The organism is Dyadobacter sp. HNCC25DJ185, from assembly GCF_056895195.1.
Window position 1 is genome coordinate 197,402 of sequence record NZ_JBXHAR010000004.1, and the last position, 12,506, is coordinate 209,907.

At 43.4% G+C, this 12,506-nt stretch carries 12 protein-coding genes; 7 read left to right on the top strand and 5 right to left on the bottom strand.

Translation table 11 applies throughout. The features are described from left to right. The first annotated feature begins 310 nt into the window (after positions 1–310). Together AC1XUF_RS12700 and AC1XUF_RS12705 are read left to right on the top strand one after the other, a co-directional pair. Complete coding sequence (locus tag AC1XUF_RS12700) at positions 311–1,522, top strand: tyrosine-type recombinase/integrase (RefSeq protein ID WP_483342173.1); 1,212 nt, start codon at positions 311–313, stop codon at positions 1,520–1,522. Positions 1,523–1,617: 95 nt separating this feature from the next. Then, positions 1,618–2,730 carry a Fic family protein gene (locus AC1XUF_RS12705; RefSeq protein ID WP_483342174.1) on the top strand — a complete coding sequence of 371 codons (1,113 nt, stop codon included), beginning with the start codon at positions 1,618–1,620 and terminating at the stop codon, positions 2,728–2,730. A gap of 69 nt (positions 2,731–2,799) precedes the next feature. Here the strand turns inward: AC1XUF_RS12705 and AC1XUF_RS12710 are convergent, their stop codons facing one another. From AC1XUF_RS12710 to AC1XUF_RS12725, 4 genes are all read right to left on the bottom strand, one after another. Next, on the bottom strand, positions 2,800–2,970 hold the full coding sequence (locus tag AC1XUF_RS12710; RefSeq protein ID WP_483342175.1) for a helix-turn-helix domain-containing protein: 171 nt from the start codon (positions 2,968–2,970) through the stop codon (positions 2,800–2,802). A gap of 28 nt (positions 2,971–2,998) precedes the next feature. Further along, the gene (locus AC1XUF_RS12715) at positions 2,999–3,910 is read right to left on the bottom strand and encodes an ArdC family protein (protein ID WP_483342176.1); all 912 of its coding nucleotides are present in this window, start codon (positions 3,908–3,910) and stop codon (positions 2,999–3,001) included. A gap of 85 nt (positions 3,911–3,995) precedes the next feature. Beyond that, on the bottom strand, positions 3,996–4,922 hold the full coding sequence (locus AC1XUF_RS12720; RefSeq protein WP_483342177.1) for a toprim domain-containing protein: 927 nt from the start codon (positions 4,920–4,922) through the stop codon (positions 3,996–3,998). Between the two features lie 1,026 nt (positions 4,923–5,948). Further along, positions 5,949–7,139 carry a hypothetical protein gene (locus AC1XUF_RS12725; protein ID WP_483342178.1) on the bottom strand — a complete coding sequence of 397 codons (1,191 nt, stop codon included), beginning with the start codon at positions 7,137–7,139 and terminating at the stop codon, positions 5,949–5,951. Positions 7,140–7,262: 123 nt separating this feature from the next. Here AC1XUF_RS12725 and AC1XUF_RS12730 point away from each other — a divergent pair, with 123 nt between their 5' ends. From AC1XUF_RS12730 to AC1XUF_RS12740, 3 genes are all read left to right on the top strand, one after another. Further along, entirely contained in the window at positions 7,263–8,087 is an 825-nt protein-coding gene (locus tag AC1XUF_RS12730; RefSeq protein ID WP_483342179.1) for a recombinase family protein, read from the top strand. 28 nt (positions 8,088–8,115) lie between these two features. After that, complete coding sequence (locus AC1XUF_RS12735; RefSeq protein ID WP_483342180.1) at positions 8,116–8,451, top strand: hypothetical protein; 336 nt, start codon at positions 8,116–8,118, stop codon at positions 8,449–8,451. Between the two features lie 135 nt (positions 8,452–8,586). Then, positions 8,587–9,417 carry a hypothetical protein gene (locus AC1XUF_RS12740; protein ID WP_483342181.1) on the top strand — a complete coding sequence of 277 codons (831 nt, stop codon included), beginning with the start codon at positions 8,587–8,589 and terminating at the stop codon, positions 9,415–9,417. Here AC1XUF_RS12740 and AC1XUF_RS12745 read toward each other — a convergent pair. Beyond that, positions 9,414–10,349, bottom strand: coding sequence for a hypothetical protein (locus tag AC1XUF_RS12745; protein ID WP_483342182.1), 936 nt, complete (start codon positions 10,347–10,349; stop codon positions 9,414–9,416). The two genes, AC1XUF_RS12740 and AC1XUF_RS12745, sit on opposite strands and share 4 nt — an antisense overlap. Positions 10,350–10,887: 538 nt before the next feature. On the opposite strand from AC1XUF_RS12745, the gene AC1XUF_RS12750 reads away from it, so the two are divergent. Together AC1XUF_RS12750 and AC1XUF_RS12755 are read left to right on the top strand one after the other, a co-directional pair. After that, positions 10,888–11,424: a hypothetical protein gene (locus tag AC1XUF_RS12750; RefSeq protein ID WP_483342183.1), complete on the top strand. Its 537-nt coding sequence runs from the start codon at positions 10,888–10,890 to the stop codon at positions 11,422–11,424. Positions 11,425–11,561: 137 nt separating this feature from the next. After that, positions 11,562–12,488 (top strand): hypothetical protein, encoded by a 927-nt coding sequence (locus tag AC1XUF_RS12755; RefSeq protein WP_483342184.1) that lies wholly within the window; start codon positions 11,562–11,564, stop codon positions 12,486–12,488. Positions 12,489–12,506: the final 18 nt, after the last annotated feature.

Below are 12,506 nucleotides of genomic sequence, written 5' to 3' on the forward strand. Positions count from 1 at the left end.
ATGTTCGGAGGAAACAAATTACCCCTACCTAGAAAGTCAATAGGTCTCGGGGGCAAAATTCGGGGCAATACGTCATTTACTTTGCAAAAATTCCGTTCATTCACAAGAAGATACAGACCCAGTTGGATTGAGGCCGGGGCCACCATTATGTCATCCCCCTACATTCATTGACACTCCCTTAAAACCACTGTAACATAGAGTTAATAAGGGTTTTTTGCCCACTAATGCTCGCCGACGTATTTCTATAATCACTCAGAACCACGGCGAATATGGGGCAGACCTGGGGGCAACAGAAAAAGGTGGGGGCAAGATGAAATTAACAGACGCGGCGTGCAGAGCTGCAAAACCAAGAGAAAAGTCATATAAACTGTTCGACGGTGACGGCCTATATCTTGAGATTATGCCGTCAGGCAAGAAATTATGGCGACTCAAGTTCCGCCATCTTGGTCGCGAAAGTCGTATGTCCTTCGGCGCTTACCCGCTTGTATCCCTTTCCGAGGCTCGGGAAGAAAGGCATAAAGCAAGAAAAATGCTTCACGAGAACGCCAGCCCAACTGCCGTTCGGAAAAGTAGGAAGATTGACCTTTCTCGCGAAGCACAAAATACTTTTCAGGTTGTCGCATCAGAATGGATTGAACAAAACAAGGATCGCTGGAGCGTGAAGCATTATAACCGTACTAAGAGGTCTCTCGAAAATAACGTATATCCTTTTATCGGCCTCAGACCAATCTCACAAGTGACGCCCTCCGAACTTCTTACCGAATGCTTACGCAGGGTTGAACAAAGAGGAAGACTGGATATTGCAGGTCGCATCAGACAGACATGTAGTCAAGTTTTTCGTTATGGTATCGCCACCGGAAGGTGCGATAGAGATTGCGCAGCGGACCTTCGTGGGGCATTGAAGATTGCCCAGGTGAAACACTTCCGCACCATTGATTCAAAAGAATTGCCAAATTTCCTAAAAGCTCTCGAACGAAACGAGGCTAGAATTTTCGAACGCACACGCAGAGCGATTTGGCTATCTCTTTATACTTTTTGCAGACCGCAAGAAATCAGGATGGCTCGCAGACAAGATGTTGATTTCGAACGAGCCAGATGGGTTATTCCCGCCGAATTTATGAAGTTAAAGCGAGATCATATTGTCCCACTAAGTACGCAATGCATCGAAATACTGAAAGCTCAGTTGGCAGATACCCAGTTTTTACAAACTGATTGGATATTTCCGGGCCATTCGAACTATAAAAATCCAATGAGCGATGGAACAGTCAACAAAGCGCTCAAACTTTTGGGATTCGGCGATAAAATGGTAGCCCACGGATTTCGGGCTTTGGCACGGACAACAATCAGGGAAGAACTACATTTTGAGAGCGAAGTCATTGAAAAGCAATTAGCCCACGAAACAGGTGGCTCACTCGGAGCCGCCTACGACCGAACCCAATTCTTAGAAAAACGCGTGGAGATGATGCAAGCATGGTCAGATTATTTGGAGGAATGCGCCCTAAATTCAAACCGCCAGGTCTAAAAGATTTCACTAATTATAAAAATGAGCTATAAAATACCTTTCTATAACTCAAATTTTATACTAATATTGAGTTATAGAACAAGGAACTATAACTCATGAGATGGATTTGGGAATTACCGGACTGGCCAAAGTTCACATTTGACGCGACGCGTTTTAGTGCTTTTGAGCGAGAATTTCATCGAAATACTGGATTAATCATTGGTTCAATGACTGCAATCTCGCCTGATGAGATCAATGAGCTGCGCGTTTCTTTGTTAAGTAATGAAGCTCTCGACACGTCAAAAATCGAAGGAGAGATTTTAGACAGGGATTCTGTGCAGTCCTCAATCCGTAAACATTTAGGACTCCAAACGGATGGAAGAAGATCTGGCCCGAAAGAAATAGGAGCCTCTCAAATGATGGTCGATTTATACCGAAGCTATGCGGAACCACTTACCGAAGAACGTCTTTTCTCGTGGCATAGTATGATCATGAATGGCAGGATTGACCTAGAAACCGTAGGCAGCTACCGCACACATTCTGAACCTATGCAGATTGTCTCGGGGCGACTAGATATGCCAAAAGTATTCTATGAAGCGCCACCGTCATCACGCATACCAGAAGAGATGACAAGATACCTCGATTGGTTTAACAAAGCATCTCGCGAAGAAATGCCAACAGTCGTCCACGCCGGTATAGCTCATTTATACTTTGAGCTAATCCACCCATTTGAAGATGGCAATGGTCGGATAGGACGTACCATTGCTGAAAAATCCTTAGCTATGAGAGGCCCGCAATCACTGATCACATCATTGTCAACAATCATCGAAAGAGACAAAAAAGCATATTATTCGGCCTTAGAGCTGGCCAATAAATCCCTTGATATCACAGAGTGGCTCGTCTACTTCTCTGAAAAAATCCTAGAGGCACAGCTTTACGTACAAAAAATGATTGCTTTTATCGTGGACAAGGCACGTTATTTCGAAAAATACGGCGGCAAACTGAACGATCGGCAGAACAAAGTCGCGTTGCGGCTATTCCGGGAGGGACTGGACGGATTTAAAGGTGGCCTGAGTGCAGAAAATTACATTCGCATTGCCGGGACATCCAGGGCGACAGCTACAAGAGATCTCTCTGAGATGGTGGAATTGGGGGCTTTGAAAAAAACAGGTAAATTAAGACATACCCGATATTATCTTCCTTTCGTCAGTGAAATCAGCGAAAACTGAGCGGGACTGAAAAAAACTAAATCAAGAAAAAAGCTGCCTGTTTGCGACGGCAGCTTTTCTAAATCTAAATCAATATTTTTCGAGACCCTGTAGAAAACTCAACAAATCTTCGGCAAGAATCAGTGTGCGCCGTCCAATCTTGCGTGCTGACAGCCTTCCTTCATTGATATGTTGATAGAGCTTTGTCTTTCCTAGCCCCGCCATTTCTGAGGCTTCTTGAATTGAATAAGCAAGTTTCATAGATGTTTTCTCCTAAATTGGGAAGTTGCTAAGCAGGCTGAAGACTATTCAAATATTCAACGGCTTTTGTCGCTTCGCTTGCAGCGACAAAAATGCAAAATTTGTCCTGTTGAAGAACATCTATCCAGTGTGACAGGTAATTAGCATGGCTTCCCTTATCGACAGTATTCAAGCCAAAGCTCGCTGATAGAAAAGCAGCACCAAGTTCAGCCACGAGTTCTTCCGTTGCATAGGCGTTATCGCCAAACCTTTTTCCCTTAGTACGGTCAAGCCGTTTCGGACTTCCACTCCAGTGCACAAGCTCGTGATTCAGTGTGGAATAGTAATGCTCTGATGCACTGCAGCCATCTACAATCTTAAAGGCTTCGGGAGGAGGCATACATATCTTATCAGCCGATGGGATATAGCAGGCTTTATCTCCTCCGTGCTCGATACGCGCGCCAGTTGCAGCCACAAACCCCTCCACTGCGGAAATGCGTTCAACAATTGGCTGAGCTTCTGCTATCTCTTCTGCTTCTGCAATATAACTCGCTAGTTGGCACCTATTAAAAACAATCGAAGATTTGAGAAATGGTATTTTTTTAACCTCGCCATCTACGTCTTTCTCGAACGTATCGTAATATACGACCAAGCTTCCCTTCTCGCCCTTTCGCACGAACTCGCCCTTCTGAGCCCACTGTTTGAATGAGCCCCAATCATTTGTCTCGAAATCCTTTTGCAAAGCCATGGACCAAAGGAGCAGAATATTAATTCCCCGATAGAACTTTCCGGTTGCCCGGTTGCGCGGAATTGACAAAGCCCTTTTCCCACCCTTACTTTTCCAAGGCTGCTGCCAAGGAACTGTGCCCGCTTCCAGCTGTCTTATGATTGTTGTTGTTACATCTTGATAGAGGTCTCGGCGGCTTGGGTTGTCATTTGCGATTGGTGCTGTTGCGTTCATGCTTGTTCCTTTCCATGGACTAGACAATAAAAATCCCTAATGCGGCCTGCTGGCCCCATTTGCGAATAGGTGAAATGATTGATGATTAGAGAAGCTTAGGTGTAGTCGGCAGGCTAACATTCAGCGCATTATTGACGTGCGCTTCATTCACGTCCTTATGCGGCTCGTACTGGTAGTTCATTGGCTGATGAAAAACGTTCTCCGCAGATAGAAAATCAGCAAGCACTGACTTCGCTTTTTTTCCAGCTTGGTCATTATCAAGCCAAGTGAAGGCATGGCGATAGCCATAGTTTTTGATATAGCCGGTTGCTTCCTTTAATGTGTAGACAGAATTTAAAATGATCGCATCATCTTCAAGAGGTTTCCCTCCTCGTTTTGATATCACCGATAAAAAATCCATGAACCCTTCGAAAACATGAATTCCGCCGTGCCCGTAAACCGCGCCCCGTATAAACGATACAGCCTTCGTCTTTACGCACCCCTTGAAGAATGGGCTACGGAAATCATAACCCCCCTCCTCATTTTTAAAACCGGCCGCAAAGTACTCCTTTTGCGTTTCAATATTCTGGACATACACTTCTCTGAGATAGCTTTGCGCGACGGCCCTTGGTATTCCCCTGCTCTCTAAGTAGGTTAGAAGTCCCCTATGCACCAACGGCTTGACCTCTTTCAAGACAAGCACTGGTGACTTGTCGTTGCTAGGTGGTGGCAAATCACGGATGAGAAGATCCGCAGAAAGCATATTTCTCATCCAGCGTAGTGCGTCCGGAATGGCATAGCTCACTCCGGTATGCCGCAAATATTCACAAACAAATCGTATGGTATCACCACCCTGCCCTTCGCCAAAGTCGTACCAGAGATTGTCTTTTATATTTACCTTGAATGACGGTGTCCGTTCATTTCGGAAAGGTGAGTAAAACCAGGCAGCAGATTCCGTCGTTCTTTGCGGCTTGTAACCAATCTTATTCAGGATTTCGCGCATGTCTATACGACGCGCCTTTTCAATGTTCATTGAACGCTCCTTAAATTCGTGAGTGGTGAGAGAAAAGGGAAGTGTACTATCTTCCTGCTAAGCTTTTTCCTTCAAGCTGGCGAAAAAGAAAGCAATTGAGATAACGGCGGCTATATCGCACGCAATGCCCGACCTTTATAGGATGAAGATTATGCCGTTTTGTGCAGTCCCACACAGCGAGTGTTCCGGCAGACTTTTCTAGGTAACTGGCCGCCTCTTCTCGCGTCAGAAGAGGCTCCTCTAGCAAGTCCATTTTGTCGGACTTCAAAAAATCACGGATTAAACTTGATTTCTTGTAGTAGCTGCGACCCTTGATCTTTGTACATGGAAGATCATAGTCACCCTGACATTGCCAAACTGCAAGCGTACCGGGAGAGATATTTAATCTGCGAGCAGCCTCTGCTCTATGAAGCAGTTCGTCAGTTACACTAGGCACAACCTTAAATTGACTTGATAAATTTGAATATGGCATCCGAAACCCCCACAATCAGTTCGTATATAAGTACTTTATAATATAGCGGGGATTGCAATAGTAAATTATCTTATTTAATTAATGCCGGTTAATATTTTACATAATCTAACTCCGGTCCAACCCTAAGTAGCTTTTAAGAACCTCAATTTAATTTCCACCTTCTTTATAGAATCGAGCCTCTCCAACTTCCAATTTATTTGTTGAAAGATTGACATCGAGAAAAAGGCTATCTCCTTCAATATATTTAGAAAGCAAAAACAGAGCTGATCTAGCTCTAAAAAGGCTCGCGGCTTGCACGGTCAGTTCAACATCACATGCTTCCTTCTCTGAGCCGCCAGTTGAAGCTCTCGTTGTATCCGTCCTGCTGAGATTTTATCGCAAACTATGCCCCCTGTGAGAGCGGATATAATCAGGAATAACCTTCGTGATGAACAGACCGGTCCGAACATCCGTGGGTCGTTGTTTCTAAATTTTCAAATATTTGTTCAAGGTATTGCAGTTGAATAACAAAAGCGAAGCACCAAAGCTTTTATATATCGTAAGAATTAGGGTTACTATTTCGCATTTAGCCATTCCTCATATGGCGTTAATAAAATAAGAATGCTTCTGATCGCCAGAGCAATCCCAGCCCATATTAATAACGCCGCTATGATGCCTCCTTCCCCAAACAACAAAGAAAACTCCATTCTACCATTGTCATTGATAGCAAAACCGAAACCAATAAGGCCTAAAAAAGCTCCGACAACGCCATGAACAAGCGTCTCGCGCCTAGCCTTTGTAGAGAATTTTTCTTTCCACCATGATATTGTCGTTGATGATGAAGCCCTCGTTTGAGGTTTAGTCTCGTGAAATGTATCAAATTCTTTCGTAAGGACTTCGATTTTCTCTAAGCATCGAATTCTGTCGCCTTTATGTGCAATATAAAAAGGTACAACTATATTTATCAATGAATTCGCGACTTCTTCTTTGGCATTTTTATCCCAGTTGAAGCACTTTCTGTATGCTGATCGGTATAGTTCTAGAAGGGCGGCATCAAATTCTCCATCCTCCTCAACTTCAGCAATGACATTCGGCCCTAAGGGCTCTAATTTCTCAAGTATTTTCAAATTAATACTTATAAGAAACTCATGAAGCCCTTTTTCTTCTTGGGGGCGATTAATGTGCGACAATTCTTGTAACGCTTTATACTCCATTGCTAAAAGAGTTTCTTTTTGCTTTGAAATTACTGATCCTTTTTGCAGTCCCAATTTTGGACCTGTAATGGGTTTTAAAAGTTCTAGTATACCCTGAAGCTGAAGGTGTTTAGGCAGTTCTGATAAATTGTCTAGTGGGCTGGGAGTGGAACCAATTTGCGCTAAAAACTCAAGCTCACCCATGCGATAATTTGTTCGTTCATTAGCAGTGCCTTTGTATAGCGTGGCCAATTCATGACCAAGTGATGTTTCTTGTATATATGGTAAAATTAAAGAGTATTTTGATTTTCCATCGATCCCAAAACGAACTCCTAATACATCCTCCAAAGCCAGTGCAATCCGAATTATAACGGTTCTTAGTCCATCAAATTGGATACGCCTTAGCTTAGTGCCCATGACATATTTTTCAATATTCAGTCCTTCTGGAGAGCCATCTAACTCATATCTAACAATTGTCATACGATCAGATAAAGGCAAGTCTTGCCAGTTCAACTCACCTTTGTATAAATCAAATTCGGTTGCCCATGAAATAAATTCTGTCATATAAATCATACCATCTAATATTTAGCGTCTAATTTGCTTATAGCACATTTAGATCTCCTTAAAAGTTGCTGATGGCCATCAAATGGAAAATTCCAGTAGAAAATTTGTTCTGATGTAAACCAACGTTTACCAATGAACAAAATGGGTGCCGTTGATCATCTAACACTTGCGCCTAGCAAGCCATCTCGCTATATCTTCCAAGCCGTCCAACCCATCGTACAAAGCAAATTCTGTACAAAGGTAAACGTTGGTTTACCCATGAACAAAACTTGCTCTGTGCAAAAGAAAAAGTGTGTAACAATGAAAAGAGCGATCGCCTATTATCGAGTATCAACTGAGAGGCAGGGCCGAAGCGGACTGGGATTAGAAGCTCAGCGGCAGTCAGTTACACAGTTCGCCAACACGAATGACTACTCGTTACTAAAAGAAGTCGTCGAGGCGCAATCGGGAAAAAGAAATACGAGAAGCGGTTTAACAAAAGCAATTCGAGAATGCGAGCATGAAAATGCAACGCTGCTCATAGCAAAACTTGATCGGCTAAGCCGCAGGGTTGCATTTATATCCGCCCTTATGGAAGCAGGTGTTGATTTTAAGATCGTTGATAATCCTTATGCTGAAAAATTTACACTGCACATTCTGGCAGCAGTTGCAGAGAAAGAGCGAAGAGATATAAGCCAGCGGACAACAGACGCACTGGCAGCGGCTAAACGGCGAGGCGTCGTGCTCGGAAAATATGGACGTGACGTGCTTGCTCCCAGAAACAGACAAGTGGCCGAAGAATACGCAGCATCACTACGTCCCCTTATAAAAGAGCTGAAAGCAGATGGTATTAACACCGTGCGTGCAATTTCCGAGGAACTGAACAAAAGGAATGTAAAAACCTTTCAAAAACATGGGAAATGGCACATTAACACCGTTCACAAACTACTTAAACGGCTGGAAGAAGTGAATACGTAACCTGAATTAACTCATATTTTTAAAAGCTATGAATGCAACCCTCACCGAATGTACCGATTGCGGGAAAGCTATTTCTCGCAGAGCCAACAAATGCATCCATTGCGGTGCCCCCAATACCTCAGAAAACACTTTGGTTGATGAGCATGACACCGGGGATCTGACACCCGATCAGAAAGAGAAAAACCGGAACGCGCTCAAATGGGGAATACCTGTAATGTCCCTTTATTTTATTATGGTGCAAATGGATATCCTGCATTTTGGTAAGCACCCGGATTTCAATGCACTTGACGTCGTTGCAGGCCTTTTCTTTTTCGGAGCACTTGTAATCGTCTTTCGGTCAATCACAAAGACTTACAACCTTTAAAATATTGAGGCGTGACCAACCCCACCAATTAGGGGCTAAAACCTCGTTTCGTTAAATTCTATACAGCGTCTAAGGCGAGCGAAAAGTTACACCAGGTTTAACGTAAAAAATTATTCTTTCAAATCATCAAAAATTATGGTTATATCTTTCATCATTAAGAACAAGTGTGGGGAAACATCCATGCATACAGGGACTATTTTTAATTCTTCTGCCAGAAATTTTCTCGCAACGGCCAGCCTTGCCGCGGCAATGGCATTCTCTCCGTTTAACGCTGCCGCCCAAAAATTGAAAGCGGGCGTAACAGGTCCTCGTGACGTTGTTGGGTCAGTTATTGATAAGGAAGGCTTAAAGCCTTTCATGAAATATGATGCCACGATTGGTTTTGATGGCCTGAGAGGAATTTACCAAGAGCGTTATATCGCCCTCACTGATGATCTCAAATATGGCTATATGACCGATGGAAATAAAACCCTCGGTCAGTCTGATGCCATGACCATTTCTCGCGTCATTAAGAATGTAAAACTTTATGACGCAACCAAAAGTCATAGCTTTAAGGATCTCCCCAAACGCCCTTTCGATCAAGCCCTTGCACAAAAAGATGCGGACGAGCTTGGAAAGCAAGGCATTAAAGATGTTATGACCCGTGACGAATGGCTGGAAGCCGCAACCAAAAGAGGTGCAGCACCTGTTATGTCTGGTGAAATCTGGGGCAATGACGGCAAACTTTGGGGGTACGTCGATATCCTTGTGTCGAGAATTGAACTCGTTGATGTTTCCAACAGAACAGAATTAAAGGACAAGTACACAGTAAGCGTGTATGAGTCGACAAAAAACGGAGCTTGTTATCGCTTAGACGGGCGATTCCCAAGCATTAATCCTTACTTTACTAAAGTCCTTCCCGGTGGGGAACTCGCTTCTGTCAAGACAAAGAGTGATGGAACCCTCGCAGTCAATGCTCCAAATTAAAAGCTAAATACCTTGGAAGGGGCAGAATTGCTTGCAGCCCCTTCGGTATTGGGCTGATCTGTCCGCTGAGAAGGCTCTACCAATTTTTCTGTTGCTTGACCAAGGCGGACATTTGCTTCTGCCTGCAAATCCTGGGGATCACTGAATGTTGATTTTGCCTGGTTCCACTCACCGGCAGTGTTCATGGTTGACCGGTAACCAGCATCTTCACCCTTTTCGAGGTGTTTTTGCGCTTTTTCAGCCAGATCTTTAGAATATGGTTCGTCAGCCTGTAGCAACGCGTAAATAGAGGTTTCCGACTTACTCAGGGCCACTTTATTAAAGTCATTCCGCGCAGTCATGTCGTATTTGTCACCTCCCTTTATTGAAGAAGCTTTCAAATTCTTATCATTTTCTCGCTGAATTAGTGACTCTGCGTACTTCTCATCATACTTAATAACATTGTCCATGGCCTCCCGAAGCTGAGATGGAGAGCCTCCATTTTCGCGAAGCCAAGTATATTCCTGCCATGCTGTTTTTGCCTTGACTTTCTTTTCGTAGCCTTTGGTATCTCCTTTGGCCTGCAACTCTTCGGCTTCTTTGTCCAAGTTTTTAAGACGATCTTTTGCATCTTCATCAAGCTGGCCGATACTGATATTGAATTCTTTTCCGTTGATTTGAAGGCGAAGCATCTGTTGCCGCAAAGCATCTTGCATCAACGCAGATGAGCTCTTCTGATTTCCATTGCCTTGAACATCGTTGCGGGCACCGTTCGATTTCACGCCACGGCGAAGATCAAGATCAATCTCATACTGATCTTTCCGTTTTTTCCTATCACGTGCTAGTGAGGCATCAGCCTCCATGCCAGGATCATTTACCATACCGGCGACAGCTCCCCACTGTTCACTTAGGTTAATGCCGAGACTTCCCACCCTTGATTCTCCATTTGACATGGTTATGTAAATAAAGAATACACGCGACATGTTAATATTATGTAAATACAAACATCCTGTCGATGCCGTAAGCTCATATCACTTCAATGTTTTGAATATCAACTTGATCAGAAAAGCCAAATGAGATTTCAAAAGCATTCATTTGGCTATTAAAAGAACGCCCCCTTCTCAATCATGGGGGAATGCAGGGGGCGCTCAGGGAGTTACTCAGGTAAAAGCTTTACTGTGCACATATAAAATATTCACCATAAAAAAGTAAAGATTAATATGCATTGGAACACACATATTTCTCACAATGAATATCTCGGACGCGCTCTGTAGATGCAATCGATGTTTTCCAACCGCCCTATGCTTCGTCCGTCATACCCACAAAACATTTGTTATGTAAATTATTATTTAAGCTATTCTCCGTAACATAGAAGAGATACTTGCGGGGAAGCTGGTGAATAAAGACAATATAAGTTTATGGCCTACACTGAAAAAAGATCCACTCATATGCTATTATCTGGAGCGTATTGAGCATCTACATAATGACGCTGTGGCTTTGGAAGATGAATGCTGCAATCTTATCGTCTGGCTTAGTGACACCTACGAAGAATGCCGGCCTGAAGAATTTCAAAAAATATCGACCTGGTATGAAACAGACCCTGTAACCTTCCTTAATAGTGAATTCGCGGATTATCATCTGCTGTTTGCTTACCCCCAGGAAGAAAATACACCCGTCGAAAAAAAAGAAAGGGTTGCCACTAAGGATGACATGGCTCTCCACGATTACTACGAGTTTCGCATCCGATTATTAGAGCTGAAAACAGAACGGCTTCGCCAGAAATATAATAAGGTTTGTAATCTCGGCGTGGAATTTTATAAAAAATATAAGCCGGAAGATTATCAGCGGGTCTGGGACGAAGCGACGGAAATACTTCAGTCTCAGTACGCGCCATCACAAATCCAATCTACCAATACTCGGTCCTTAAAGATAGGAATCAAGGATAGCAGGACAAAGTTATTTCTGAGGACGCTGCCTTTTACCAGCAGAATAAGCCCGGAAGCCCCTCAGCCCTGTCCTTCTGAATAGTGCCGCTATGGTAAAACTGCCAAAAGCCATTCCAATTCTACAAATGCAAACGGCTCAAAAACCCTCAGTTGTTTGAACGCACCTGTTCTTTCTTTTCAGGCTTAAAATAATCATTGACATAATATGGGGACATAACTATGGTTCCGCATCAGAACTTCGAAACGCAGGAATCAGGGAAGATGAAACCAAAGAATGTCGCACCGGTCTTTAACATACTTACCGGTTATGTCGCCGAAAAAGGCCCGGCTCATATAGAAGCTATGTTCAACCGCAGAGCGTTCTTCAAAGACTTTGTTAAGGATATTGATAAAGTTGTTTCATTTTTGGAGGCGTTGTCTCGTATTGATGAAAAATTATTTGTACATGCCTTATCATTGGATGATACGGCCAAAAATATTATGCGAAGCAGTTATTTCAATTGGTTCATTCATAAAGTAGATGCTCTTAAAGAGCCTGATCACCTGACAAAACTTCTGTCAGCCCATGAGGTAGTATCTGAATTAACAAAAAATTGGTACGCCGGGTGGGTTGCCAAAAAGCTCGACTGCCTGGAAAATCATCAGGTCACGCAAATTCTTTCCGTTCCAGATGCCGCACACGATCTCGCCGACCACAAACTGGCTAAATGGCTAGTACACACCCTTGATCGACTATCAGATGAGCAAAAAGCGCAGGTGCTTTCAACAGACTATACGGTTTATAAATTGGTCTCTGCCGGCCAAAAGCGATGGCTGGAAGATACCCTTCAAAAATTGAATGAAGATCAGGTGACGCAAATTTTATCGGCCAAGTTTGCAATTTGCAGATCTATGAGCGGCAAACAGATTTTAGAGCAATTGGAGCGGGTCAGTCACGACCAGTTCGTAAAGATTTTTTGCACCGAAAACAGCGTTAAACGCTTTGCTTACAATCATGTACGAGCAGAATGGCTTAACCAAAAACTTGATGCTCTTACCTTTGAACAAAAGGCAATAATTCTTGCGAAGGGCAATGCTCCGGAAGCTCCAATAAACAAAGGACTAGATGAACGGATTTTGAAATTCAGGATGGGATTCGATACATAAAAAGCAGATGCTCTTGCC

What these genes read in the sequence shown, in the direction of transcription:
- AC1XUF_RS12725 (WP_483342178.1), bottom strand. Translation starts at nt 7,139, where the DNA reads ATGATTTATATGACAGAATTTATTTCATGGGCAACCGAATTTGATTTA.
- AC1XUF_RS12710 (WP_483342175.1), bottom strand. Translation starts at nt 2,970, where the DNA reads ATGAAACTTGCTTATTCAATTCAAGAAGCCTCAGAAATGGCGGGGCTA.
- AC1XUF_RS12730 (WP_483342179.1), top strand. Translation starts at nt 7,263, where the DNA reads ATGAACAAAATGGGTGCCGTTGATCATCTAACACTTGCGCCTAGCAAG.
- AC1XUF_RS12700 (WP_483342173.1), top strand. Translation starts at nt 311, where the DNA reads ATGAAATTAACAGACGCGGCGTGCAGAGCTGCAAAACCAAGAGAAAAG.
- AC1XUF_RS12715 (WP_483342176.1), bottom strand. Translation starts at nt 3,910, where the DNA reads ATGAACGCAACAGCACCAATCGCAAATGACAACCCAAGCCGCCGAGAC.
- AC1XUF_RS12705 (WP_483342174.1), top strand. Translation starts at nt 1,618, where the DNA reads ATGAGATGGATTTGGGAATTACCGGACTGGCCAAAGTTCACATTTGAC.
- AC1XUF_RS12755 (WP_483342184.1), top strand. Translation starts at nt 11,562, where the DNA reads ATGGTTCCGCATCAGAACTTCGAAACGCAGGAATCAGGGAAGATGAAA.
- AC1XUF_RS12720 (WP_483342177.1), bottom strand. Translation starts at nt 4,922, where the DNA reads ATGAACATTGAAAAGGCGCGTCGTATAGACATGCGCGAAATCCTGAAT.
- AC1XUF_RS12740 (WP_483342181.1), top strand. Translation starts at nt 8,587, where the DNA reads ATGGTTATATCTTTCATCATTAAGAACAAGTGTGGGGAAACATCCATG.
- AC1XUF_RS12745 (WP_483342182.1), bottom strand. Translation starts at nt 10,349, where the DNA reads ATGTCAAATGGAGAATCAAGGGTGGGAAGTCTCGGCATTAACCTAAGT.
- AC1XUF_RS12735 (WP_483342180.1), top strand. Translation starts at nt 8,116, where the DNA reads ATGAATGCAACCCTCACCGAATGTACCGATTGCGGGAAAGCTATTTCT.